Origin of the sequence: Bacillus mycoides (assembly GCF_000832605.1) — a bacterium.
GTDB classification, from domain to species: domain Bacteria; phylum Bacillota; class Bacilli; order Bacillales; family Bacillaceae_G; genus Bacillus_A; species Bacillus_A mycoides.
In genome coordinates, this window is record NZ_CP009692.1 from 1867781 (window position 1) to 1892970 (window position 25190).

The 25190-nt window shown below is 34.5% G+C and carries 30 protein-coding genes, 2 pseudogenes and 2 riboswitches; of the genes and pseudogenes, 20 read left to right on the forward strand and 12 right to left on the reverse strand.

What is annotated here, in order from left to right; translation table 11 throughout:
• Positions 1-80: 80 nt before the first annotated feature.
• From BG05_RS11680 to BG05_RS11695, 4 genes are all read left to right on the forward strand, one after another.
• Positions 81-1373 (forward strand): GGDEF domain-containing protein, encoded by a 1293-nt coding sequence (locus BG05_RS11680; protein ID WP_003191206.1) that lies wholly within the window; start codon positions 81-83, stop codon positions 1371-1373.
• Positions 1374-1522: 149 nt separating this feature from the next.
• The gene (locus tag BG05_RS11685; RefSeq protein WP_003191208.1) at positions 1523-2653 is read left to right on the forward strand and encodes a serine hydrolase domain-containing protein; all 1131 of its coding nucleotides are present in this window, start codon (positions 1523-1525) and stop codon (positions 2651-2653) included.
• Between the two features lie 4 nt (positions 2654-2657).
• The gene (locus tag BG05_RS11690; protein ID WP_002128930.1) at positions 2658-3536 is read left to right on the forward strand and encodes an NAD(P)-dependent oxidoreductase; all 879 of its coding nucleotides are present in this window, start codon (positions 2658-2660) and stop codon (positions 3534-3536) included.
• A gap of 5 nt (positions 3537-3541) precedes the next feature.
• The gene (locus BG05_RS11695) at positions 3542-3874 is read left to right on the forward strand and encodes a DUF3909 family protein (protein ID WP_002014892.1); all 333 of its coding nucleotides are present in this window, start codon (positions 3542-3544) and stop codon (positions 3872-3874) included.
• A 111-nt stretch (positions 3875-3985) separates the two neighbouring features.
• Here the strand turns inward: BG05_RS11695 and BG05_RS11700 are convergent, their stop codons facing one another.
• From BG05_RS11700 to BG05_RS11725, 6 genes are all read right to left on the reverse strand, one after another.
• On the reverse strand, positions 3986-4261 hold the full coding sequence (locus BG05_RS11700; protein WP_002014891.1) for a hypothetical protein: 276 nt from the start codon (positions 4259-4261) through the stop codon (positions 3986-3988).
• Between the two features lie 319 nt (positions 4262-4580).
• A complete protein-coding gene (locus BG05_RS11705) occupies positions 4581-5093 on the reverse strand; it encodes a 1,2-dihydroxy-3-keto-5-methylthiopentene dioxygenase (RefSeq protein ID WP_002128927.1) in 513 nt (170 codons plus the stop codon).
• A complete protein-coding gene (locus BG05_RS11710) occupies positions 5071-5709 on the reverse strand; it encodes a methylthioribulose 1-phosphate dehydratase (protein ID WP_002128926.1) in 639 nt (212 codons plus the stop codon). The genes BG05_RS11705 and BG05_RS11710 overlap by 23 nt, the downstream gene beginning before the upstream one ends.
• Positions 5706-6365: a 2-hydroxy-3-keto-5-methylthiopentenyl-1-phosphate phosphatase gene (locus BG05_RS11715; protein ID WP_002128925.1), complete on the reverse strand. Its 660-nt coding sequence runs from the start codon at positions 6363-6365 to the stop codon at positions 5706-5708. The genes BG05_RS11710 and BG05_RS11715 overlap by 4 nt, the downstream gene beginning before the upstream one ends.
• Positions 6362-7606: a 2,3-diketo-5-methylthiopentyl-1-phosphate enolase gene (mtnW, locus tag BG05_RS11720; RefSeq protein WP_002167727.1), complete on the reverse strand. Its 1245-nt coding sequence runs from the start codon at positions 7604-7606 to the stop codon at positions 6362-6364. The genes BG05_RS11715 and mtnW overlap by 4 nt, the downstream gene beginning before the upstream one ends.
• 64 nt (positions 7607-7670) lie before the next feature.
• A riboswitch (SAM riboswitch) is annotated at positions 7671-7776 on the reverse strand.
• Positions 7777-7828: 52 nt separating this feature from the next.
• A complete protein-coding gene (locus BG05_RS11725; protein WP_002128923.1) occupies positions 7829-9019 on the reverse strand; it encodes a pyridoxal phosphate-dependent aminotransferase in 1191 nt (396 codons plus the stop codon).
• A 14-nt stretch (positions 9020-9033) separates the two neighbouring features.
• Between BG05_RS11725 and BG05_RS11730 the strand changes: the two genes are divergently transcribed.
• The 4 genes from BG05_RS11730 (at position 9034) to BG05_RS29510 (ending at position 12856) form a co-directional block, all read left to right on the forward strand.
• Positions 9034-9897: a carbon-nitrogen family hydrolase gene (locus BG05_RS11730; RefSeq protein ID WP_002131202.1), complete on the forward strand. Its 864-nt coding sequence runs from the start codon at positions 9034-9036 to the stop codon at positions 9895-9897.
• Between the two features lie 71 nt (positions 9898-9968).
• A riboswitch (SAM riboswitch) is annotated at positions 9969-10109 on the forward strand.
• A gap of 88 nt (positions 10110-10197) precedes the next feature.
• On the forward strand, positions 10198-11376 hold the full coding sequence (mtnK, locus tag BG05_RS11735; protein WP_002131201.1) for an S-methyl-5-thioribose kinase: 1179 nt from the start codon (positions 10198-10200) through the stop codon (positions 11374-11376).
• Positions 11373-12428: an S-methyl-5-thioribose-1-phosphate isomerase gene (gene mtnA, locus BG05_RS11740; protein WP_002167730.1), complete on the forward strand. Its 1056-nt coding sequence runs from the start codon at positions 11373-11375 to the stop codon at positions 12426-12428. Before mtnK ends, mtnA begins: the two co-directional genes overlap by 4 nt.
• A gap of 290 nt (positions 12429-12718) precedes the next feature.
• Positions 12719-12856 carry a YvrJ family protein gene (locus BG05_RS29510; protein ID WP_002014881.1) on the forward strand — a complete coding sequence of 46 codons (138 nt, stop codon included), beginning with the start codon at positions 12719-12721 and terminating at the stop codon, positions 12854-12856.
• 150 nt (positions 12857-13006) lie between these two features.
• On the opposite strand, the gene BG05_RS11745 is transcribed toward BG05_RS29510, so the two are convergent.
• Positions 13007-13783 carry a 3-hydroxybutyrate dehydrogenase gene (locus BG05_RS11745; RefSeq protein ID WP_002128918.1) on the reverse strand — a complete coding sequence of 259 codons (777 nt, stop codon included), beginning with the start codon at positions 13781-13783 and terminating at the stop codon, positions 13007-13009.
• 196 nt (positions 13784-13979) lie between these two features.
• Here BG05_RS11745 and BG05_RS11750 point away from each other — a divergent pair, with 196 nt between their 5' ends.
• The 4 genes and pseudogenes from BG05_RS11750 (at position 13980) to BG05_RS31510 (ending at position 16074) form a co-directional block, all read left to right on the forward strand.
• Entirely contained in the window at positions 13980-14312 is a 333-nt protein-coding gene (locus tag BG05_RS11750) for a PadR family transcriptional regulator (protein WP_003191223.1), read from the forward strand.
• Entirely contained in the window at positions 14312-15079 is a 768-nt protein-coding gene (locus BG05_RS11755) for a DUF1129 domain-containing protein (RefSeq protein ID WP_003191226.1), read from the forward strand. Before BG05_RS11750 ends, BG05_RS11755 begins: the two co-directional genes overlap by 1 nt.
• A gap of 16 nt (positions 15080-15095) precedes the next feature.
• A complete protein-coding gene (locus BG05_RS11760; RefSeq protein WP_003191228.1) occupies positions 15096-15761 on the forward strand; it encodes a DUF1129 domain-containing protein in 666 nt (221 codons plus the stop codon).
• A 71-nt stretch (positions 15762-15832) separates the two neighbouring features.
• Positions 15833-16074 (forward strand): annotated as a pseudogene (locus BG05_RS31510) (DNA-binding protein).
• A gap of 15 nt (positions 16075-16089) precedes the next feature.
• Here BG05_RS31510 and BG05_RS11765 read toward each other — a convergent pair.
• A complete protein-coding gene (locus BG05_RS11765) occupies positions 16090-16707 on the reverse strand; it encodes an ImmA/IrrE family metallo-endopeptidase (RefSeq protein WP_002167734.1) in 618 nt (205 codons plus the stop codon).
• A gap of 177 nt (positions 16708-16884) precedes the next feature.
• On the opposite strand from BG05_RS11765, the gene BG05_RS11770 reads away from it, so the two are divergent.
• The 3 genes from BG05_RS11770 (at position 16885) to BG05_RS11780 (ending at position 19050) form a co-directional block, all read left to right on the forward strand.
• Positions 16885-17178, forward strand: coding sequence for a DUF3928 family protein (locus tag BG05_RS11770; RefSeq protein WP_002088390.1), 294 nt, complete (start codon positions 16885-16887; stop codon positions 17176-17178).
• A gap of 107 nt (positions 17179-17285) precedes the next feature.
• Positions 17286-17735: an NUDIX hydrolase gene (locus BG05_RS11775; protein ID WP_002066949.1), complete on the forward strand. Its 450-nt coding sequence runs from the start codon at positions 17286-17288 to the stop codon at positions 17733-17735.
• A 139-nt stretch (positions 17736-17874) separates the two neighbouring features.
• Positions 17875-19050 carry an acetyl-CoA C-acetyltransferase gene (locus BG05_RS11780; RefSeq protein WP_002111558.1) on the forward strand — a complete coding sequence of 392 codons (1176 nt, stop codon included), beginning with the start codon at positions 17875-17877 and terminating at the stop codon, positions 19048-19050.
• Between the two features lie 29 nt (positions 19051-19079).
• On the opposite strand, the gene BG05_RS11785 is transcribed toward BG05_RS11780, so the two are convergent.
• Together BG05_RS11785 and BG05_RS31970 are read right to left on the reverse strand one after the other, a co-directional pair.
• Entirely contained in the window at positions 19080-19805 is a 726-nt protein-coding gene (locus BG05_RS11785; protein WP_003191233.1) for an AAA family ATPase, read from the reverse strand.
• A gap of 10 nt (positions 19806-19815) precedes the next feature.
• Positions 19816-20075: pseudogene (locus BG05_RS31970) on the reverse strand (hypothetical protein).
• Positions 20076-20223: 148 nt separating this feature from the next.
• On the opposite strand from BG05_RS31970, the gene BG05_RS11790 reads away from it, so the two are divergent.
• Positions 20224-20952 carry a DUF4184 family protein gene (locus BG05_RS11790; protein WP_002111554.1) on the forward strand — a complete coding sequence of 243 codons (729 nt, stop codon included), beginning with the start codon at positions 20224-20226 and terminating at the stop codon, positions 20950-20952.
• A gap of 36 nt (positions 20953-20988) precedes the next feature.
• Positions 20989-21747 (forward strand): hypothetical protein, encoded by a 759-nt coding sequence (locus BG05_RS11795; protein WP_002066932.1) that lies wholly within the window; start codon positions 20989-20991, stop codon positions 21745-21747.
• 44 nt (positions 21748-21791) lie between these two features.
• On the opposite strand, the gene BG05_RS11800 is transcribed toward BG05_RS11795, so the two are convergent.
• Positions 21792-22223: a DUF3997 domain-containing protein gene (locus tag BG05_RS11800; RefSeq protein ID WP_002128907.1), complete on the reverse strand. Its 432-nt coding sequence runs from the start codon at positions 22221-22223 to the stop codon at positions 21792-21794.
• Positions 22224-22354: 131 nt separating this feature from the next.
• Here BG05_RS11800 and BG05_RS11805 point away from each other — a divergent pair, with 131 nt between their 5' ends.
• From BG05_RS11805 to BG05_RS11815, 3 genes are all read left to right on the forward strand, one after another.
• Complete coding sequence (locus BG05_RS11805; protein WP_002138152.1) at positions 22355-22810, forward strand: RDD family protein; 456 nt, start codon at positions 22355-22357, stop codon at positions 22808-22810.
• A gap of 270 nt (positions 22811-23080) precedes the next feature.
• On the forward strand, positions 23081-23179 hold the full coding sequence (locus BG05_RS11810; protein ID WP_002111552.1) for a hypothetical protein: 99 nt from the start codon (positions 23081-23083) through the stop codon (positions 23177-23179).
• A gap of 65 nt (positions 23180-23244) precedes the next feature.
• On the forward strand, positions 23245-23754 hold the full coding sequence (locus BG05_RS11815; protein WP_002066937.1) for an SDR family NAD(P)-dependent oxidoreductase: 510 nt from the start codon (positions 23245-23247) through the stop codon (positions 23752-23754).
• Between the two features lie 69 nt (positions 23755-23823).
• Here BG05_RS11815 and BG05_RS11820 read toward each other — a convergent pair whose 3' ends face one another.
• Positions 23824-24924 carry an ABC transporter ATP-binding protein gene (locus BG05_RS11820; protein WP_003191240.1) on the reverse strand — a complete coding sequence of 367 codons (1101 nt, stop codon included), beginning with the start codon at positions 24922-24924 and terminating at the stop codon, positions 23824-23826.
• Positions 24925-25190 lie beyond the last annotated feature (266 nt).

Below are 25190 nucleotides of genomic sequence, written 5' to 3' on the forward strand. Positions count from 1 at the left end.
ATGAATTCCTCACAATTCTTTATAAAATGATTGTGAGGAATTCAGTAAAACAAGATATATGAAGTGAGTGAAGACTAGTGATGAACATACTACATTTTTTATTAGAGAATACTGTTTTCCAAAATGTATTACAAGATCTTCAGTTGAATGTCCTTTATATAGAAGATGGATGTACACATCAACAAACGATAGAAAACGTCCATCCAAAATGTATGTTTATAGCAAATAGTTTTGAAGAAGGAGAAATATTGTTTCATAGAACTAGACCACATATTGTAATTATGTATGTAACAGATTTTGCTCAAATAAAATATATAAAGAATATATATAATTCACACAGCACATTCATTATCATTTGGGATCAACAGATAGATAATCAGTTTGCAGATTTACTACTGTTAGGAATACGTAATATTGTTATAGCACCAGTAACTCCACAAGTGGTACTAGAGGAAGTGAATAAGAGTTTATATCAACTTTCTTTAGTGCGGCAAGTAGGTTTACAACAAGAATTGCTTCAAACGATGTTTGATTTTCAAAATGATTTATTATTTATAGTAGAAGATGATGAGATTGTTGATTGTAATACGAATTTTTTACAATTCTTCGGACATGATAATTTATTTACGTATCGTGAACAACATTTAGTGTTTGCAGAACATCTTATTAGAGAGAACGGATATTATTCGACGACTCACGATATAACATGGCTGGATGATACTTTATCAAATGGAAGAAGAATTAAAATGTACAATTATGAAGGAGAAGCATTTACTTTTCTATTACGTGCGACACCATTACCAGAAGACTTATCGCGATTTATAGTAAAATGCACAGAGATTACAGAATTAGATGAAATCTATCAAGAGCAAGAAAGATTGGCTATGATAGATTCATTGACAGAAATATATAATCGCTTGAAATTCCAACAAATATTGGAGACAGAGTGGGAGAATGTATTACGTAATGATGAAAAAGTTGCACTTATTTTGTTTGATATAGATAATTTTAAATCAGTAAATGACACATATGGTCATGATTTTGGCGATTTAGCATTAGTACAACTTGCAGATCTTATGAAATCTAAAGTTGAAGATCAACATGTATTTGCAAGATGGGGAGGAGAGGAATTTATAATATTAGTGACAAATACGGTAGAAAAAGAAGCGTTTCAAGTTGCGGAATCATTGCGATTTTTCATTGAAACAAAGCATTTCTCTGGAATTTCGAAATTAACAGCGAGTTTTGGAGTTGCGTTATATGAGCAAGGGATTACAAGAGAAGAGTTAATGCAAAGAGCGGATATTGCGTTATATGAAGCGAAAAAAAATGGGAAAAATCAAGTATGTATATATAGAAAAGAAAAAATGTGATTTTTCGCAACAAATTGTTGCGATTTTTTTTTATTACTTGATAATAGAATATGGGGGACCATTTTAACCGAGAAGCTCCCACTTCAAGTAAGCTCGCAAGAGAGACTAAGTGGTGGGTAGTTCACATGAAGTAATTACGGAGGAACAATATGATAAAAAAAATAACGGTTATGGCTTCACTGTCTGCTGTAGTTTGCGGCGGAGTATACTATTTTCTCTATAGTCCCGATCCAAAGGAACAAGCAGTATTAACAACAAAGGTAACTCCTGCTATTGAGTCAGAGGTACAGGATAATATAGAAGAAGTACAAAAAATTGATTATGCTAGTATATCTCAAAAGTTAGATCAGTATTTAGTAGGAAAGCAATTTAATGGGACAGTTTTGGTGACAGATAAAGAGCATGTTATATTGAATAAAGGATATGGATATGCTGATGTTCAAAATAAAATAGAAAATACGCCTCAAACAAAATATCGTATCGGTTCTATTACGAAAACAGTTGTTGCTACATCCATTCTACAGTTACAAGAACAAGGGAAGTTAAATATCCAAGATAATGTAAATAAATACATTCCTTCATTTCCAGCAGATAAACACATCACGTTATATCACTTATTAACGCATACATCTGGTTTACCGGAAAATGGGAAAGGGAAGGTTAATGTAGCTTCACGTATAAATTTAGTAACTTGGATTGGAAGTCAAAAATTAGAGTTTCCACCAGGAACAGGTTGGAAGTATACGGATTATAATTATATGGTGCTCGCTTATATTATAGAAAATATAACGAAAAAGCCTTTAGGAGACTATGTAAAAGAAAATATATTTACAAAGGCCGAGATGCATGAATCAGGTATGGGAAATATGGTGCCTGGAGATAAAAACTTCACGAAGGGGTATGTGAAGAAAGATCAAGAGCTTGTACTAGCACAAAAATTAGGGATGGACTGGTTATATGGATCGGGTGAGATGTATACGACAGTAGGGGATATGAAAAAATTAGATGAAGCGATTATAAATGGAAAGCTTCTTTCTGAACAAAGTATACAAGCGATGTTTACACCTTCACAAGAAAGAAAATATGCATTTAGCTTTTACATATATCCAGATTATTTCCATAACCATGGTGTACTATCTGGTTGGAACACTTTCAATAATTTTAATAAAGAAAAAGGAACTTTTGTTATTTTATTTTCAAATGTGAAAAATAGTATGGATGATGATTTTAATAAAGAGTTCCGAAAGATGGTAAATGATTTATTAGAACAAAGGGGATGAGAAGATGGAAAATAAAAATTTATCAATAGGTTTCATTGGTATTGGTGTAATGGGAAAAAGTATGGTACATCATTTAATGCAAGGCGGTCATAAAGTATATGTATATAATAGAACGAAAGCGAAGGCAGCTTCTTTAGTGCAAGAGGGTGCGACTTGGTGTGATACACCGAAAGCGTTAGTAAAGCAAGTTGATGTTGTTATGACGATGGTTGGTTATCCTCATGATGTAGAAGAAGTGTACTTTGGGATTGATGGAATTTTAGAACATGCAAATGAAGGTACGATAGCAATTGACTTTACAACATCTACACCAACATTGGCAAAACGTATTAATGAAGTTGCGAAAAGCAAGAATATATATACATTAGATGCACCAGTATCTGGCGGGGACATTGGGGCTAAAGAAGCAAGACTAGCAATTATGGTCGGTGGAGAGAACAGAATATATGATATTTGCTTACCTCTATTTGAAAAACTAGGAACAAATATTCAGTTGCAAGGCCCTGCTGGGAGTGGACAACATACAAAAATGTGCAATCAAATAGCAATTGCTTCTAACATGATAGGAGTATGTGAAGCGGTAGCATATGCGAAAAAGGCTGGACTTAATGCAGATAAAGTATTAGAGAGTATTTCGACAGGAGCAGCAGGTAGCTGGTCATTAAGTAATTTAGCTCCTCGAATGTTAAAAGGAGATTTTGAACCTGGCTTTTATGTAAAGCATTTTATGAAAGATATGAAGATTGCTTTAGATGAAGCTGAAAAATTACAATTACCAGTACCGGGTTTAACCCTAGCGAAGGAATTGTATGAAGAGCTAATCGCAGATGGAAAAGAGAATAGTGGAACACAAGTATTATACAAAAAGTATATAAGGGGGTAAATGGAATGGATCTCCAAAAGTTTGACGAGATGATTGATGCTGTGCAGCGAGCAACTTGTGTACAGATTAATGATAAGCAAAAAGAAGCTTTTAAACAAAAATACGATTTTGGACCAGATTTTGAATATGGAAGAGATGAGAAAGGGCATTATGTTATCCGAAGCTCGAAAAAGATGTTAGAGGAAATGGAGTTTTATTTGGCATTGAAATATGATCGAGATGGAATTGTCCTTTATATGCATGCTGAGATTGAAGGGACATGTCATGTATCCGTTAGCTACAGTGAAGATGCACTTCATTTGCAAGAATTGTTTCAATTTCTAGAAGAAAATAAATAAAAAGTCCTCATTTGAGGACTTTTTATTTATTTAGGCAGGCATAATATTTAAGTTGGATAATTTATCCCGCTATTTGTGGGCAGTAAAACTCCCACTGATTAAAGTTTCACTTTATAGGCTGGAAGCGCGGCGGCATCGTTCAATTGGGAATGGAATAACTTGGGCAATGTGATTAGGGCCGAGCTGTTTCGCGCGAGCATGGCGTAGTATATAAAATGCGCACAGAATAGAAACAGGAATAGCACCATATAAACCGAAAAATAAAGCGCTTACACATGATGCAACAAAACCTAAAACACCAACTTCTAATTCTTCCATAATAGCTCCTAAAATGACAGGAATAGCTCCGCATGTAACTCCTAGTATAAGTGCGATAAGTAAACTCATGATTATCCCCCTCTGTTTGCAATATTCTTTTCCTTCTTATTAGTTGTAGTATATCATACGTAAAACAGAATTTTCAGAAAAATTTCAAAAAAAGTTCAATAAATGTTCAAAAAAAATTCCGAAATATACTTGATAAAGTGGAATTGTGATTCGAGATATTTGATTTAAACAAACGAAAGGGAAAAATCATTTTAGTAAATAAAAAATCAGGCTTACTTCAATGTTATGAAATAAGCCTGGTCCATAGGAGGATGTATATATGTAGAGTGAATAAAAGGTTGGAAAAGGGGTTCCAAGTTCTTTTATTCAACTAGCTACCTTAATAAATTGGAACCCAACCTTCTGTTGTAACAAAAATACGAATAGCTACAACTTGGCGATCATCTTGTAAGGTGAAATAGTGTCTTGCATTTTCAGGCACAGATATAAGATCACCAGGCTCGAGTTCAACGTCAAAGAATCGACCATCTTTTCCTTCAATAGCGAAGATGCCATGACCGCTGACAATAAAGCGAACTTCATCGTCAGTATGATGGTGTTCTTTTTGGAAATTAATTAATAACTCGTCAAGGTTAGGTGTGCTATTTGAAAGTGAAATCACATCATATGCTTTATAACCTCTGCGCTCTGAAACATCAGCAATTTCTTTTGAAAACAACGTTAATATTTCAGCTTTGTTTTCATCTGTTAAGGAGTAATTTTCTTTTAAATGAGTAGGAAGTTTAGAAATATTCCATTTCTCATATAAAACATCTTCTCCTTGTAGAAAGTTTGATACTGCTACTTCATTTTCAATACGAGTATTTTCCTCATGAATACGAATTTGCGCCATTAGAAACGCCTCCTTGAATTGATAATAATTTTATATGAAATTGGAATAAAAACTCATAAGCTTCTAATCTTTTTTTTGCATCAAAGCTATCACGGCCCCATACGGTAATGCCATGGTTTCGAATTAATACTGCTCCTGAATCTCCTTGTATATGCTTTCGGAATTTCTCTCCAAGCGTCGGGATATGAGCATCATTTTCGATAATAGGAATGTTAATCGTTGCACCTTCTTCCCAAATATCAAGAGCTTTAATAATCTCTTGATTTTGAAGGGTGACTGCATCACTATACAAATTTGTGATGACATTGTTATCAGTTGTATGAACATGAAGTACGCACCCGGCGTTCGTATTGTTATAAATATGTGTATGCAATATTGTTTCTGCCGAAGGGCGTAACTCAGTTTCTAAAACGGGAACTCCTTGATGATTTACTAATAAAAAATCATCTGGAGTGGTTTTGGTTTTATCTTTGCCACTTGCTGTAATAAGAAAAGTAAGGGGATCATGACTGACTTTTATAGAAATATTTCCACTCGTTGCTGGAAACCAATTCCGAGTTGTTAATTCTTTTTTAATTTCACTTAAGTCATACCATTGACGAAAAAGTTGTTTCATAATTTCACCTCCAACAAATGTTTTAGTTCAGCTAGAACATCGTGAAATGTTTCAAACGGTGTATAAGCAATACGATTTTCTTCACACTTTGTAATAAGGAAGTCACGGGCGAATACTTTATCTGCTTGTTTTGTTGCTTGTAAATCAGTAATAGAATCTCCAATCACAATATGAAAATCATCTTTAGAGCTTAGTTTACGAATTAATGATGATTTACAGAGACCACAACTATGCTGACATTGCTCGTCACAAGGGTGCGGCCATTTCACTTCAACAAATTCTCCTGAAAAGTCAGTTGCATTACAATAAATTTGTTCTTTAGGGATTATTTCTTGTAAGAGTGGATAGACGAAGAAATCCATTCCACCTGATATAACGTAAAAGGAAATGTTATTTTCATTAATGAATTGTATGAATTCATGAAAACCTGTACGGATTTCAGCAGTTTCTTGTAAAAACTGAATAATATCATCGTGTAGATTAATAGGTATTAATCGAAATAATTGAGAAACACCTTCTTGAATAGAAAGTTCTTGCGATAAAATTTTTTGCTTTATTTCCTCTGCTTCTGGTGGTGCGAATTTTTCCATAATGGACATGATATTATCGTTATTTGTAATCGTACCATCGAAATCACAAAATACTTGAATACTCATAATTTCACCTCATGAGAAGGATTTCCCCATATTTGTAGTGCGCTATGCAAATTTATTTCATCCACTTCATGGAGTGGTTTACCTTGTAAAGTAGCTTCAATTGCAGCACGGAAAGCTTTGCCACCACCTTGAGCTCCATTTGGATGCCCATGAATCCCGCCGCCGGCATTAATAACAACATCCTTACCAAAATCTCGTAAAATAAAGGGAACGAAACCAGGATGAATTCCAGCAGATGGAACAGAAAAACTTTTCTTGAAATAGTGGTCTTCCTCAGTTAATGCTTCTGTAATGAGAAGAGCTTCCTCTTTTTCTAATGCAACGTTGCCGTATGGTGATGGGAATAAAGAGAAATCAGCACCAGCGTAACGTAGTAATTTTCCAAGTAGTAATGGAGAAGAGAAACCGTATAGTTTCGATGATGAATATGCGCCACTTACAGCAGGGTGTGCCATAATAGGAATTGGAATTTCATCGTCTTCTACAAGTGCTTGCAGTACATCTAATCCATAAGAAAATACATTAAATAAAAGAATGTCTGCTCCAGCTACCACCGCACGTTTCGCGTTTTCTTTTAAATCATAAGTTCGACCTGTTAAATTTACTGCGTATAAAGTTTTATGCCCGTAAGTTTCGTATACAGATTGTAAAACTTCTTTCCCAGATTCAATTCTTTTTATAAGTGGTGTTAATGAGTTTTCGAATAAAATTTCATCATCTTTTACAATATCTACGCCTCCAATTGCCTGATCGCGTAGTTGAGTTTTTAAATATCCAATATTCCGTCCTATCATCCCTTTGAAAATACTCATTAGAAGAGGTCGATCTTGAACTTGTAAAAGGTTTCGGATGCCTTCAATTCCAAATTTTGGTCCAGGGAACTGTTTCTTTAATTCGTCTGAGAATGTTAAATCAATTAGTTTAATTTCTCCATCTAACGAAAGTTTTCCAAATGTTGTTGTCAAAATGGCTGGTAAGTCAGGGCTAAAGTTCAGCGATGGATAATGAATTTTAATGAGTCCACGTGATACTTTTTTGCCAAGGTAAGAGTTAATATGTTCTTGTTCGTCTAACGCTTCAATATGAATGACATTGCCTTTATGTTGTTTTAATTGTTCTTGTAATAAGTGTGGTAAATGAGTCCATGAACCAATTGTTAAACCGATTGCAATTTGTTCTGCTTTCTTTTCTAAGTTGTGAGAATCATCGTGGATTAAATATGTCGCTATAATTCCGCTCATTGTTATACCCTCCTAGTTAAATAAAAAAACCTCTCAGCTAAGGAGAGGTTTTTTTACAACCAGCTCCTTATCTGTCAGCGTAACGCTGCGAGAATTAGCACCGTGTCTACAATTGTAGATCGGTTGCCGGGTTTCGTCGGGCTCGTCCCTCCACCTGCTCTTGATAAGAAGTATTTAGAAATGTTTAAATTTTTAAGATAACTGAATTTTGTCAGATATTTTTTATGTTGTCAATGACTTTTTGAAAAAATTTAATTTATCAATTCGATTAATTGCTTCTCGTAATCTATCTTCTGTATGCAAGAGACCAACACGGACATACCCTTCGCCGTGCTCACCAAATCCAACACCAGGAGCAACTGCAACGTGTGCTTTTTCTAGTAAAATGTCAGAAAATTGCTCAGATGTATATCCTTTTGGAACAGGAAGCCATGCAAAGAATGATCCTGTTGGAATGTTTACTTTCCAACCAATTGAGTGACAAGCTGAAATAAGAGCATTTCTCCGAGATTCATAACTATTAACAAGATCTACCACACAAGACTGCGAGCCTAATAGTGCTTCGCGGGCAGCATCTTGAACTGCACCAAAAATACTAACATACATATGATCTTGCAATAGGTTAATAGTTTCGATGACACTTTCATTTCCTACTGCAAAAGCAATACGCCATCCAGCCATATTGAAAGTTTTCGATAAAGTGTAAATCTCAATACCTGTATCTTTAGCGCCGTCTGCTTGCAAGAAACTAACAGGCTTTTGACCATCGAATCCGATAGCACCGTAAGCAAAATCGTGAACAACTAATATATTATGTTTATTAGCAAAATGAATGGTTGCATCAAAAAAATCTTTTGATGCAGTAGCGCCGGTAGGGTTATTTGGATAGTTTAAAAACATTAACTTTGCTCGCTCCGCAACAGAGTCATCAATTTTTGTATAATCCGGTAAAAAATTATTTTCTGCAATAAGCGGCATTGTTTCAAATTGTGCTTTTGCTAAAGCAACTCCTGATAAATAATCTGGATAGCCTGGATCTGGAACGAGAATAGTATCACCAGGGTTTGTAAAACAAACTGGTAATTCTACTAATCCAGCCTTTCCGCCAAACAAAATAGCAACTTCAGTTTTTGGATTTACTACTACATCATATTCACGTTGATAGAATGTTGCCACGGCTTCTTTTAAGCTTTCGTGTCCGCGAAATGGCGGATATTTATGATGAATGGTCTTTTCAGCAGCATCTTGTAAAGCTTTAACGATATGCTGCGGTGTTGGTTGATCTGGATTACCTTGACCTAGATTAATAACATCGTGACCAGCTGCAACGACTTTGTTAACTTTTGCAACAAGTGAAGCGAAAAATTGTGTTGGCAATGATGTTACTATCTCAGAAGGTTGAAATAATTTCATACTTTCCACCTCTTTTGAAAGTTGTTACAATTCTAGTGACAAATGATATAATCTTTCCAGTATTTTGTAAAGAAAAAAATGAGAATGGGGCTGAAAAAATGAAAGTCGCATGTATTCAAATGGATATTGTCTTTGGAGATGTAGAAAAAAATATTGAGAACGCTAAAAAAAAAATAAGTGAAGCGATGAAAGAAAGACCAGATGTTATCGTCTTACCAGAACTATGGACAACAGGATATGATTTAACGAGACTTTCTGAAATTGCAGATACGGATGGATTAGAAACGAAAGAAAAGTTGAAAGAATGGTCGAAGCAATATGGTGTACATATTGTTGGTGGTTCCATAGCAAAGCAAACAGAGCAAGGGGTTACAAATACAATGTATGTTGTAAACAATGAAGGGAATCTAGTCAATGAATATAGTAAAGTACATTTATTTCAGCTGATGGATGAACATAAATATTTAGTTGCTGGTAATGAGACAGGTGAATTTAAGTTAGATGATGTAGAGTGTGCTGGTACAATTTGTTATGATATTCGTTTTCCAGAGTGGATGCGCGTTCATACTGCTAAAGGTGCAAAAGTTTTATTTGTTGTAGCAGAATGGCCATTAGTACGTTTAGCACATTGGCGTTTGCTTTTACAGGCGAGAGCAGTTGAAAATCAGTGTTATGTTGTTGCGTGCAATAGAGCAGGAAAGGATCCGAATAATGAGTTTGCAGGTCATTCTCTAATTGTGGATCCTTGGGGTGAAGTTGTGGTAGAGGCAAATGAAGAGGAATCAATTTTATTTGGAGAACTTAAATTCGAGAAAATTAAAGAGGTACGTAAAGGAATTCCAGTTTTTGCAGATCGTCGTCCAGAATTATACAAATAAAATGTTGACAAGTGATTTTTATTCTTGGTATAGTCTTCATCATAAAGTTAAAAATTCTAAAAATTATAAAACTCTTATCAAGAGCAGGTGGAGGGATTTGGCCCGATGAAGCCCAGCAACCGACCGTAATACCATTGTGAAATGGGGCGTTTATGACGCCAAAAGGCACGGTGCTAATTCCAGCAGAAAGTAAACTTTCTGGCAGATAAGAGGGGAGAAGATAAACTTCAAACCTCTTTCTTTGTGGAAAGAGGTTTTTCTATTTTAGAAAAACCTCTGAATGAAAAGGAGGAGAAGACGATGGGATATTATTCATTAACTGAAACAACAGCTATACAATATGCGAAAGAACACGGTTATTTTGAAAAGAAAGCAAATGTAGTTTGTCATGAAATTGGAGATGGAAATTTAAATTACGTGTTCAAATTAGATGATGGAGAGAAGTCTATTATAATAAAACAAGCACTGCCATATGCGAAAGTAGTTGGTGAGAGCTGGCCACTGTCTATAAAAAGAGCGACGATTGAAAGTAAAGCATTACAAATTTTTGCGAAGTATGTGCCAGATTATGTTCCGGTAGTGTACAGTCATGATGAAGAGTTAGCAGTTACAGTAATAGAAGACTTATCAAGACTAACAATTACAAGAAAAGGATTAATAGATGGAGAAGGATATCCACTTTTATCCCAGCATATCGGTCGTTTTCTAGCACATGTTTTGTTTTATACTTCAGATTTCGGTTTACAGTCAGAAGAGAAAAGGGTACTAGAAGGTACATTTGTAAATCCAGACCTTAGTAAAATTACAGAAGATTTAGTTTTTACGGATCCATTTGGACATTATGATACGAATGATTATGAGTCAGATTTACAGTCAGTGATTGATGAACTTTGGAGTGACAAAACTTTAAAACTAAAAGTAGCACAATATAAATATAAGTTTTTAACGAGAAAAGAAGCGCTTATTCATGGTGATTTACATACTGGTAGTATTTTTTCATCACCTTCTGAAACGAAAGTGATCGATCCAGAATTTGCAACGTACGGTCCATTTGGGTTTGATATCGGTCAATTTATTGCAAATCTATTATTAAATGCTTTATCTAGAGAAGAAGAAAAGAGAAGTGTACTATTTTTCCATATAGAAAAGACATGGAGTTATTTTGTAGAAAACTTTACGAAGTTATGGATTGGAGAAGGTGTAGAAGCATATACGAAAGAAAAACAATGGTTACCAATTATTTTGCAAAATATCTTTACTGATGCCGTCGGATTTGCCGGATGTGAACTGATTCGTAGAACAATTGGCTTAGCTCATGTAGCGGATTTAGATGGGATAGCAAATAAAGAAAATAGAATTCAAGCTAAAAAACAAGCGTTATCCTTAGGTAGAGAACTAATAAAATATGAAGCCAAGGGTGCTGATATTCAACTGTTTCGAACATTATTTCAACAGACAGTTGGAGGCGTAAAAGCATGAGTACAATTATTACTATTCCGAGATCTGTAAGTTGGAAAGGCGATGCAATTGCAGTATTAAATCAAACAAAGTTGCCGCATGTCACTGAATACAAAACATTAACGAATATTGAAGATGTATGGAAAAGTATCATTATGTTAGAAGTACGAGGAGCGCCTGCAATTGGAATTGTAGCTGCGTTTGGTTTGGCGCTTGCGGCAAAGAAATACGATGCTATAAATATCTATGAGTTTCAGAAGAAGTTTAATAGAGATTGTAACTATTTAGGAACATCACGCCCGACAGCAGTCAATTTATTTTGGGCAATCGATCGTATGAGAGAATCTATTCGAGAGATTACTACAATAAAAGAAGCTCAAAAAATATTAGAAGAAGAAGCGCTTCATATTCAGCAAGAGGATGAAATGGTGTGCCGAAGTATTGGAGAACATGCTTTAACATGTTTTAAAGACGGTGATAAAATTTTAACAATTTGTAACGCTGGAAGTATTGCAACTGCTAGATATGGAACAGCATTAGCCCCATTTTATATTGGGAAAGAGAAGGGTGTGCGTTTACATGCGTATACGTGTGAAACGAGGCCGGTTTTACAAGGTGGCCGTTTAACGACATGGGAATTGAAACAAGCAGACATTGATGTAACGCTTATTACGGATAATACTGCAGCACATGCAATTCGAACGAAAGAAATTAATGCGATTATCGTAGGGGCAGATCGAATCGTTGAAAACGGTGATACTGCTAATAAAATAGGAACATTAAATTTAGCTATATTAGCAAAGTATTTCGGTATCCCATTTTACGTTGCAGCACCGTTATCTACATTTGATACTACGAAACAAACAGGTGCTGAAATTGTCATTGAAGAAAGAGATGAAACAGAAGTTACGAAAATTTTTGGGAAACAAGTGGCGCCACTTGGAACGCCTGTATTTAACCCTGCATTTGATGTAACACCGCATGAATTAATTACGGGGATTATTACTGAGAAAGGTATTTTACGTGGAGATTATAAGCAAAAAATTACATCATTATTTGAAAAAATAAGCTAACTGCTCAGTCGCTATATAAAAAAACGGTAGAAAAGCATGTTTTTAAATGGTCGAGAGGGACTGGCTATGTATAGGAGCGGTAAGTGCCTGTTCCTACCACGCGCAACGTTTTAAAACAAAGAAAGGTAGCAAGGTGTAGGACCATTTGTATCTTCATGGTAGCAATCTATATGCTGAAAAATGAAATGTATGGCTGAGTAGTTAAAAAACAAGCTAATAAAAAATAGCTTGTTTTTTATGCCTTAAGTCTTCGTTTCCTCTTATTTATGTAATGAAGGGAGGAGAGAAAGATGGAAGAGTGGATCGGGATGATAGGTAATGTGGGCTTTCCAATTGTTGTAACGCTATATTTACTACATCGCATTGAAAGTAAATTAGACGGAGTGATTGTAGCAATTGAGAAGCTCCCTAAACAATTACTAAAGTAGGAAGATCCTCGCGATAGAAAGTAAAATAAAGTTTGCTCGCGAAGAGCAAACTTTATTTTTTATCCTGCATTAACGGGCAGTAAAAGCCCGATTGGTGAAGGCTAATAATTAGTGGGGATGAACAAAACCCCCACTGATTAAAGTTTCACTTTATTGAGCAGTATAACCACCATCGATAACGACAGCTTGACCAGTTATACCTTTTGCTTTTTCACTCGCTAAAAACATGGCATAATCAGCAATTTCTTGTACTTGTAGCAAACGCTTCTGTGGTACAAGAGGATAAATGACATCTTCTAAAACATTTTCAAGTGGTACATTTCGCGTAGTTGCTAAGTCTTGTAGTTGATTTCGTACAAGAGGGGTATCAACATATCCGGGACAAAGAGCATTTACAGTAATTCCATGAGTTGCTCCCTCTAAAGCAGCAACTTTTGTTAATCCAATTACACCATGTTTCGCACTATTATAGGCAGCTTTTCCAGCGAATCCAACAAGTCCGTTAATCGAAGCAACATTAATAATACGACCATATTTTTGCTTTTTCATAATCGGAAAGGCATGTTTGATGGCGATAAATGGAGCGATTTGCATAATTTTAATAAGAAGCTCGAATTTATCAGTTGGAAAATCTTCAATCGGTGAAACATGTTGCATTCCTGCGTTGTTAATTAATACATCTAATGAACCGAAATGACGAACTGTTTGAGAAAGTGCTGCTGTAATTTCTTCTTCAGATGTAACGTCACATTTTAAACCAATGGCTTGATAGCCTTCTTTTTGCAATTGTTCAGCAGCTTCTTTTGCACGATCTTCAAGGCGATCACTAATGACAACTTTCGCACCTTCTTTTGCGAAAGCACTTCCCATTTCATAACCAATACCGCTCGCAGCACCTGTTAAAAAGACAACTCGATTTGTAACCATGATGAAAAACACTCCTTCATAATAAAAGTTCTCTTATTGCTCTATTTAGAGAGGTGATAATAAAATCCCTGCAAACATTTGGAAAAATATCTTTAGCTATCTTGTTTTGCAAAATAGTCTCTGCTATACTATTTTGTAAAGCAAGGTACTTACGCTTATCTATCTTGTAAAACAAGATAGCAGGAGGATTTCAATTATGTCGACAAGTCAAATGCTGAAAGGGATTTTAGAAGGATGCTTACTTGCTATTATTTCTGAAGGTGAAATATACGGTTATGAAATGAGTGAAAGATTAGCGAAGTATGGTTTTACAATGGCGAGTGAGGGAAGTATTTATCCGTTATTAATACGAATGAAAAAGGAAGGGTTAATAACAAGTGTAATGAAGGAATCTCCATCTGGTCCAAAGCGAAAATATTATACATTAACAGAAAAAGGCGAGGAAGCACTGGATGAATTTATGGATCGCTGGGAAGCGATGCAAAGTAGTGTAGAGCGTCTACTTGAAGGGAAGGGGAGAAAAAAATAATGTTATCAAATGAAGCGCGAAATTTTTTATTAGATATGAGATTATTTTTAACTGCAAAGAGTGTGAAAGAAAGCGATATTGAAAGCTTTTTAGAAGATGCAGAGTTGCATTTAATAGAAGGTGAGGGTGAAGGAAAAAGTGTAGAAGATATTTTCGGAAGCTCACCGAAAGAATATGCAAATGAACTTGTAAAAGTAATGGAAAGGGATAGACAGGAAAATTGGAAGCAAATTGGTTTTACGGTAATGAATATCGTATCGTTTTGGATTATTGCTTCTATCTTAATAGTGAATAACGGAATTCTACAGATTTCACTTCTTCAGTGTATTGGCTATAGCTTTACATTGATCATAGCTGTAATGGGTCCTAATTTTCTGCTTCGTAAAATGACATTTGTAACAAGTTTTACAAAAACGTGGTTTTCCATGTGGTCTTTAGTCATGATTGCGCCAATGTTTTTATTAGGAGCAGTTCCGATATTAGATATGATATATCCTACAACGATGTTTACGTTGACTCTAGTCCAAAGTTATATATTAGCTGGAGGGATCTTTATCCTCACGGTAGCTATAAATATATATTTTGAAGGATGGTTTAAAAACTTATATTTAATTATTCCACTTTCGATTATGTTAGTGTTTAAAACATTTACATCGGAAGATCTTATGCCAATGTTATTTCAAATTATATGTTTATACGGAAGTTTGTTTATTTTAATTTTCCTTGAAATTATGATGAAGGCAAATAGAAGAGAAACGGTTAAATAAGGGAGGGGGGAATGGGATGCTTTCTCAAGAGTCACGAGATTTTCTGGCAAATACAAGTACTTATTTAACAGCAAAAGGGATAAGTGAAAAAGATATTGAATCCTTTTTAGAAGATGCAGAATTGCATTTAACTGAAGGTGAAAAAAGGGGCAAGAGTGTAGAGGATATATTTGGTGATTCACCAAAGGAATATGCAAATCAACTTGTAAAAGAAATGCAAGTTGATTATAAACGGAATTTAGGATGGCTAGCTACAGCTATTATGAGCATATTATGCTATTGGGCTGTTCCAGATCTTTTATTTCGAAATTTAAATGAGCCTTATACCATTTCTTTAATAGGGTTGATTGGATATCCGATTATCTTAGTGTTAATGATTGTGGGAGGAATTTTATTTTTAAGAGGTGCTAGTTTTCAAAGGAGTATGTTGAAAAAGGGTTTACTGCTATTTGGAGCAGTAATACTTACTTATTTACCAGTATTAATAATGTTTTTAAAAGATTGGTATAGTTTTCCTTCCTATGAAGTCCCTCAATTAGGAAGATATTTAATTGGAGGGGTTATGCTAGTGATAACAACGATTGTGAATGTTCGGTCTCTTGGTTGGAGTGGTTTGTTTGTGTTAGGAATTCCAATTTTTATGATAGTGATGGTTGAACAACTAGTAAGAGTATTTTTCTAATGAGAAGCTCTAGAAATAAAAGAAGAGGATGAGCATATATGTAAATCATACTTATATGTATATTAACTATTATGTTTCTAGGATTAATGACTTTAGGAATTTATACTGCCTTCACCAAAAGAGCATAATGAATATTTTAAACATCACGATATATTTTATTCTTCAGTTTAATAGGAAAGTGGCTGCTCTGGATATACAAAAAATTATTTCCAAAGAAATACTATATTTTGATTTTTAGAAGGATTATGCTTAGGTGTATAGTGTATCCTTTGCAGCCGAAATCTGGTTTGTTGATTTGAATATATTGTTTTAAACAGTAACAATATCGTTACTGTTTTTTTCTTTGTAATAAAGGACTTTGTAAAGAGAGCGCTTTTTGTTCATTTGTTAATAATGAATTGATGTGAACGTTATTAGGGCTAGGGACTATAGGGTACATAAGGTTCGATGGTGAATGGTGATGTTCAGAACCGGTTGGAGAGTGGGGATCTGCGTGCGTAAGTTTTCCATGAATTCGTCTTGTAAATAAAATATGACCAATTTCGTGAGCGAGGGTGTATATATTTTTCATTGGAGCAGCTGAGTTTGTTAAAACGATGTAACCAGTAAGTTGTTGTTGTTTCGCTAGAGAGTAAGCGCAAGCGATTACTGCGGTTTCTTTGAAATAATCACTACCAATATAACAAATATAAAGGTCGCATTCAGGAGCTTCGTTAACACAAGTTTGAAAAAAAGATGATAATTTTTCCTGACTTTGAATGGAGTTTTTATAACTAATTTCCCGATTACAAAAACGGAAAAGCTCGTTTAGTACAATTACTTCTTTAATTTTAAATGTAATGGGATGCCAAATTGATTCTGCAACTGCTAAATCTTTTGCAATACGGTCGTCAGAAATATCTGCGCCTGGAGTAATGCAAACACATATATTAACGTATGAATTCATAAGGAACACCTCAAATGAAAAAATTCTTTCTATAATATATGTGGGGGAAAGGTCCTATGTATGGATAAACGCCTTGTTTATTACACGAATATATAGACTATAAGTCGAAAAAATTTCATAGTTCTATAACGTAGTATGGTCTGCTTTTTGATATAGTAAAGAAAAGGGGGAGAATATATGTATACATTAAAAATCGTTTCAGACAGAGAAGCTCTGTATCAATTTGCGAGCTATGTAAGAGTTGTGCAAGGGGTTGAAGATGTATATGTGGAGGTGGGAGAACCTTTATATGAACATCCATTAATGAAGTTTTATGTACATATTACAATTGAAGAAACATATGATCAGCATAAAGCATTGCAAGAAATAGCTAGATTAGTAGAATTAGGGCGTTTTACATATGTCCATTATCATAATGAGGAAATTGAAGAAGCTTTTGAAGTTGTAAAATACGAAAGCTTTAAAAAATAACGGTAAAAAAAGGAAGCGGAAGCTTCCTTTTTTATTGAAAATTACAGCAACAAAAGGAAGAGAATTTTGTTATGATAAGGAAGGATGAGGAAAGGAGAGTTTACATATTGGGGTATATTGAAGAGTTACGCAAAGTAGTTGGTACGAGACCACTTATTTTAGTAGGATCAGCAATTATTATATTAAATGATAATCAAGAAGTATTGCTTCAATATCGTTCAGATACATATGATTGGGGTGTGCCTGGCGGGGCAATGGAACTGGGAGAAACGACAGAAGAAACTGCTCGTAGAGAATTATTCGAGGAGACGGGACTAAGTGCAAAAATAATGCAATTTCTTGGTGTTCTTTCAGGAAAGGAAGTTTATTTCCGTTATCCAAATGGAGATGAAATTTTTAATGTGATTCATCTGTATCAGGCACATCATGTAGGCGGAGAATTAAAGCTCGATCATGAAGGGTTAGAGCTTCAATATTTTCCAGTAGATAAGTTACCAAAATTGAATGAAACGACAGAGAAGATATTACAAAAATTCTTATACGCATTGACAGAATAGAAGGTTAATTCCTTCTATTTTTATTATATTAAATATTTTGATTTTTTGGTATGTTTATAGTATGATAATTTTAGAAATACAACTTATGGAATTTCACCTAAAAACTTACTAGGGTACATAAGAGAGGGGCAAGTACAAAATGCATAATGTTGTCATTACAGCTGCAGTTCGTTCACCAATTGGAACTTTCGGAGGAGCACTAAAAAATATAACACCAGTAGAATTAGCTGTTCCTGTACTTCAGGAAGCTGTAAAAAGAGGCGGAGTAGAGCCACATGAAGTTGATGAAGTAATTTTAGGTCATTGTATTCAAAGAACTGATGAAGCAAATACGGCAAGAACAGCTGCATTAGCGGCAGGATTTCCTGACACAGTTACTGGCTATACAATTCAACGTCAATGTTCTTCAGGTATGCAAGCAATTATGTCTGCTGCAATGCAAATCCAATTAGGTGTAAGTGATATTGTTGTTGCAGGTGGAGTAGAAGCAATGAGCTCGAGCCCTTATGCATTAAAACAACACCGTTGGGGACAACGTCTACAGCACGGAGAAATTCGTGATACGGTGTGGGAAGTTTTAGAAGATCCGATTCACCATATTATGATGGGTGAAACAGCGGAAAATTTAGTTGAACAATATGAAATTACAAGAGAGGAACAAGATGAAGTTGCGCTTCGTAGTCATACATTAGCGTTGCAAGCAATTGAGTCTGGACACTTTGACGATCAAATTGTTCCTATTTCGATAAAAGAACGTAGAAAAGAAGTTGTATTTTCGAAGGATGAACATCCACGTGCAGATATTACAGCGGAAAAATTAGCAGGATTAAAACCAGCTTTCCGTAAAGATGGATCAGTAACTGCAGGGAATTCATCTGGTCTTAATGATGGAAGTGCCGTTTTAGTATTAATGAGTGAAGAAAAGGCGAAAGAAAAAGGTTTACAACCGTTAGCTCGAATTGTTGGATATTCAGTAGCAGGTGTAGATCCGAAAATTATGGGTATTGGACCAGCACCAGCAATTCGCAAAGGATTAGAAAAAGTAGAGTGGTCATTAGAAGATGCAGACTTACTTGAAATTAATGAAGCTTTCGCTGCACAATACCTAGCTGTAGAGAAAGAGTTAGGGTTAGACCGTGAGAAAGTGAATGTAAACGGTAGTGGGGTAGGACTTGGACATCCAATTGGTTGTACAGGAGCTCGTATTACGGTAAGTTTAATTCACGAATTAAAAAGACGTGGATTAGAGAAAGGTATTGCCTCTCTATGCGTTGGAGGCGGTATTGGAGTAGCTTTATTTATAGAAGCATTATAAAAAAAGAGGCAGCGATTGCTGCCTCTTTTTTATGACTCAAATAAGTGATGAAATAATCGATCGCGATTTTCAAAGAAAAGTTTTGTTGTTTGGTAATGCTCCGTTTCTTCTAATGTCGATTCGTGAATCCCCTCTTGAGTTAAAGAGTATATAGTAGATTCAGGATAAGCCATTAAAATGGGAGAATGCGTCGCGATAACAAATTGTGAACCTTGTTCAGCTAGTTCGTGCATGCGAATGAGCATTGAAAGTTGTCTCATCGGGGATAAAGCTGCCTCAGGCTCATCTAAAATGTATAAACCTTTTCCTGAAAAACGATTCATAAATAATGAGAAGAATGATTCGCCGTGTGATTGTTCGTGAAGTGAAACGCCGCCGTAAGATTTTATAGCATCTATTTCATCGATATAAGAAGCAACGTTATAAAATGATTCAGCGCGAAGAAAGAAACCGTCGTTTGGTGTATTGAAACTTTTTGAAATTCGAAGGTATTCATGTAAAGATGAATGGGAATCGTTTGTGCTAAATCGGAAATTTTTTGTTCCACCTTCTGCATTAAAACCTAAAGCCACTGCAATTCCTTCGAGTAATGTTGATTTACCTGTTCCATTCTCTCCAATAATGAATGTTACATTTGGGTGGAAAGCTAGTGATTGTAAAGTTCGAATAGCGGGTAGACAGTAAGGGTATGCGGAAAAGCTAGGGATATTTTCTTTTTTTAATGTGACATTTTTTAAAAAGGGTACGTCAATCAATATATAAACCTCAATTCATAACGGATTTTGATTCTAAAAAAGCGGCAAATACTAATGTAAGACAACTTGCTAATAGTATTGTATATTGAAGTGCGCCAAAACCGAGACCTTCCCAGCCGAAAGCCATTCTCTTTCCTATAAAAAATGATAAGAACGTTCATAAATCCATATATATTTTATAATTTTGTAGTGCTTCCATATAAAGAATCCGATGTATGTACTTAAAAACAATATAAACAAAACAAGAAAAAAGACAAGTGTTAATGACACGTGAACACTTCCTTATTTTCTGAATATTTTATGTGGATTATAACACGTAAACTATCATATTCCAATGTGAAAATAAACATTGCATCAAGATTAATTCTCTCGTTATGATAGATGGTATTATATTAGAAATATGAAGAGGAGTATTAATATGCCGTTTACATTTGCACATCCAGCAGCTGTTCTCCCTTTTGCTAAGAAACATTCTAGTTATATTTCGGTGACGGCTCTTATATTGGGTAGTATGGCACCTGATTTTGAATATTTTTTATATTTTAGGCCATACGGTATTATTGGCCATACATGGGCTGGTTTCTTCTATTTGAATTTACCACTCGTTTTTTTATTAGCATATGCATATCATTTTATTTTAAAAGGACCATTTATAACACATTTACCTAAGCCTTTTGCTAGTTACTATAAATATGTAGTAGATGCGAAGTGGGGGCTATATACTTGGAAGAATTTTTTTGTATTTTGCTATTCTGCTTTATTCGGTATGGTGACGCATGTCGTTTGGGATGCTTTTACTCATAAGACAGGCTATTTTGTTATGGAAATGCCGCTGTTACAGCAAGAAGTATATAGTATTCCAATTTATAAATTTTTACAACATGGGAGTACATGTTTTGGTCTACTATTACTAATATATGTACTATGGAAATATAGGAGGGAAACTGATCAGGATACTAGTTTAACTTCGGAAAAAAAGAAATATTGGGCTTCATCTATCGTTGTGGCGGCCATTATATTTATCGTTCACGCGTTATTAGACCCCTATTTTCATATTTTCCAAATAGGAGGTATAATAGTATCTGGACTGACAAGTTCGTTTTGTGGACTTCTTATTGTTTCTATAGTTTACAAATCAAGGGACTAATTTATATTAATGAATGATAGTGTTAGGAGAAATTAAATGATGAAAGCATGGAAAAGTATTTTTGTTTTATGCAGTTTTCTTCTTATGTTAAGTGGTTGCTTCCAGCAAGAAGAAAAGAAGGCAGAACCTAAAAAGAAAGAATCTATTCCAGAAACAAAAGAGTATGGTGGGCGTGAGCTTAAAAAAGTAGGACAAAAAGTGAAAGAAAAAGGGTGGGGGACATTTGAATTAGAACAGATTCATTCTGTGAATCAGACATTTGAAGTAGCCCCAATGAAAATTCACGTACAAGATGTTAAAGTTATCTCATTATCACAAATGAGCAAAGAGGCAAAAAATACATTGAAAGTGTATACTGCATTAACTCCTGAAGAAGTAAAGCGTAGATTGGGAGATAAAGTGAGTCAAGAAGATGCTGAATTATATGCATCGTTAAGTGGAACAGAGATTAGCGATACGATTCGGTATGTTGAAATTACATATAAGGTAGAGAATAGTGGAGATAAGAACATGCAATTTTTCTCTATGAATGATGTTGCTATAAATGACAAACAACATTTTAATGTAGCGACTCAAAACTTTTTATATGATGAAGATACGCTCGTTGGTACAAAGAGTGTTTCAAGGGAAGATTATAGGCCTGGTGAGACACGAGAAGGAATTATCGGTTTAATACTTGATGATGGAAAAGAAAAAGTAAAGGATATTAAGTTTACGACAGATGATTTAGCAGCAGGAGACACAAATGAAGCTGTTAAAGAACCGCAAACTTTTAATATTTCACTCTCTAAATAAAGTGTCTTTATAATAATTTAAGCAAAAACAGTCAGCATAAAAAGTTATGCTGACTGTTTTTTTAGCTCTTTCACATATGAATCTACACTTTGAAAAGGCACTGTAATTTTAAAAGCATCTTTTTGCTCGTTAAATTGTTTTTCATTATAAGGACCAAATCGTTTATTATGCTTTACATCGATAATCCAATAATGTTCAATTTTTTTATTTGTAATTGCTGCGTCAGGATTGTTTGGATCTGATTTTTCCTCAATTTGCTTTGTGATAATGTATTTATCGTCCCAAGCAATTTCTGTAATTTTTGCAGGGATGTATTGTGTAGCATATACAGCATCCTGCGATGGGAAAAGTTCAAATGCATCTCCAGAAGTATGTATGAGTTCATATTCATCGTTAATTGTATAGGTTAAATGGTTTGTATTGCCTGTGCAACCTGTTAATAAGAGTGCGGCAAATAGGATTATCCATCTTTTCAATATGGGAACCTCCTTTATAATGCTGTTGTAACACATTGTACAAGAAAAGTAAGCGAAACGCCAGTTTACAATGTTTTTTAGAAGTGGTACGATGAAACGGGTAAAGAAGGATATGAAGGAGTCGACACAAAATGAAGTTAAAGATGCATCGTCCAGCGCTTGTAATGAATCGCATAGGTGCTTCCCTTATTGACATGTTTTTAATCTCGGTTACGTACGGTGCAGTAGTAGCTATTATTACAGGAAACTATAGTGCTATTTTTAATCGTTTTAATATAAGTTTAGGTGACTATAGATATGACCTTACACTTGTTTTCGTATTAATGGCTATAAATTTTATTCTGTTACCTTTTCTTTGGAACGGTTCTACACTTGGTAAAAAGGTAACAAGAACAAAAATAATCTCGTTAACAAGTGAAAAACTAACGTTACAAACATTAATAATACGATTTTTGGTATTATTATTACCAAGCATATTATTACTTGGAGTTCCATTAATATGCAATGTATATATGATGTTATTCCGCAAAGATAATTGTGGCTTCCATGATTTAATTGCAAAGACAAAAGTGATGAGTCTTGTATAATTAATATTTAGAGTATACGTGCTACTAATGAAATAAGACTTTTTATTGTTTGTATATAAAAAGTCTTATTTTTAATTTCATGAAAAATTCCATAAATGGAATTGATATAGGGCGGATATTTCCTATATAATACCCTCCATATTATTGATGGATGTTTAAAGAAGCTGTAGCTAATTCAAACATCCTATTTTCGTTTTGAATAGATTGAAAATTGAGAGAATGATATAATGGGTATAAATAATATCGTTATATAACAAAGGGGGATTTGGAATGACTGGAGGTAGCTTAATATTTTGGGGAATTCTTATTTTTATTGGTTTAACCTTCGATCAATATAATAGTAAGAAAAAAAAAGAAATAAAAAAGTAATCGCTTACAAGCTGTAGCGTGAACTTTTCCTGCTTGCAGACTAATCTAATAAAGGAGTATACTGAATGACGGTAAGACTTATAGAAGGGGTAATGAAAATGAAGCTTGCAGGAAAGGTTGCCATTGTAACTGGTGGTGGCATCGGTATTGGACGTAGTACAGCTCTTTTGTTGGCTAAGCAAGGCGCAAAAGTAATTGTGACGGACATTGATCAAGAAAGTGGACAAGCAACAGCCGAGGAAATTACGGATTTAGGCGGAGAAGCACTTTTTGTATCCTACGATATGGGGAAACAAGGAGATTGGCAACGTGTTATTAGTTTTGCTATGGAGGCATATAGTCGTATTGATATGCTTTTTCAAAATGCTGGTCTATATAAAATAGATTCTATTTTTTCTCGCCAACAAGAGAACGATTCCAATGTACTTTGTATTAATGACGTTTGGATAGAGATAAAACAATTAACGTCATCTTTTATGAAACAGCAAGAAGAAGTGGTGCTTAGTGATTTACCTGTTTTTGGTATTATTAGCACGAGAGGACAATCATTTCATACAATAGAAGCCCTAGTATAATAATGGAAAACCGCCCCCAGTATATATGTGGACGGTTTTTTTGTATGTTCTATTATAGAACTTTATTTTTTAACGAATACGTTGTTCGGTTTGGCTATCAAAGAAATGTGCTTTATTCATATCAAAAGCAAGTTTAATTTGGTCACCAGGTGAAAAAGTATGTCTTGCATCAACACGTGCTGCAAAATCTTGATTTCCAAGTTTCATATATAAAATGGATTCAGCCCCTAACAACTCTGCAACTTCAATTTTTGTTGTGAAAGTAGTAGATTGTGAAGCTTCTAAAAATAATAGTTCATCATGAATATCTTCAGGACGAATACCTAAAACAATTTCTTTATTTACATAGCCTTGTTCGCGTAATAACTTCATTTTTCCTTCAGATACTTTAAACTTTAGTGAACTGTCTATAACGAAATCGGTTTCAGTTAATTTTCCATGGAAGAAATTCATTGCGGGTGAACCGATAAAACCACCAACGAAAATATTTTCAGGTGTTTCATATACTTCTTTTGGAGTTCCAATTTGTTGGATTTTGCCGTCTTTCATAACAACAAGGCGTGAAGCCATTGTCATTGCCTCAGTTTGATCATGTGTTACATAAATTGTCGTTGTGCCAAGGCGGTGGTGTAATTTAGAAATTTCTGATCGCATTGCAACACGTAGTTTAGCGTCTAAGTTTGATAATGGTTCATCCATTAAGAAGACTTTTGCGTCTCGAACAATTGCTCTACCTAATGCAACACGTTGACGTTGTCCACCTGATAAAGCTTTCGGTTTTCTATCTAAATATTGTTCAAGCCCTAAAATTTGAGCTGCATGTTTCACTCGACGGTCGATTTCATCTTTCGGTATTTTTCGAAGTTTTAATCCAAATGCCATATTATCATACACACTCATATGTGGATAAAGAGCGTAGTTTTGGAAGACCATTGCGATATCTCGATCTTTTGGAGGAACATCGTTCATTAGCTTACCATCAATTGAAAATTCTCCTTTTGAAATATCTTCAAGTCCAGCTACCATTCGTAGTGTTGTAGATTTTCCGCATCCAGAAGGACCAACGAATACGATAAATTCTTTATCTTGAATGTGTAAGTTAAAATCTGTTACGGCTGTTACGTTATTATCATATATTTTATAAATATTTTCTAATTTAAGTTCTGCCATGATATTTCCCCCTAGAAAGTTTATGCAAACGTTTTCTTTGGATTTATTATAAACGAATAGATTCAAAAAAGAAATAAAAACACTATAAAAAAATAAAACGTTTTCATTATCCCTATGAATATATAATAAGTTCCACATGTTTTATTAGAAAAAGAAAATAAATATTGTAAGCGCTATTTTAAATTTGGATAGAATCTGTTATCATTCAGTAATGAAAACGTTTGCGCCTTAAAAAAAGAAAAAAGAATCAATAGTATAGATGAAAT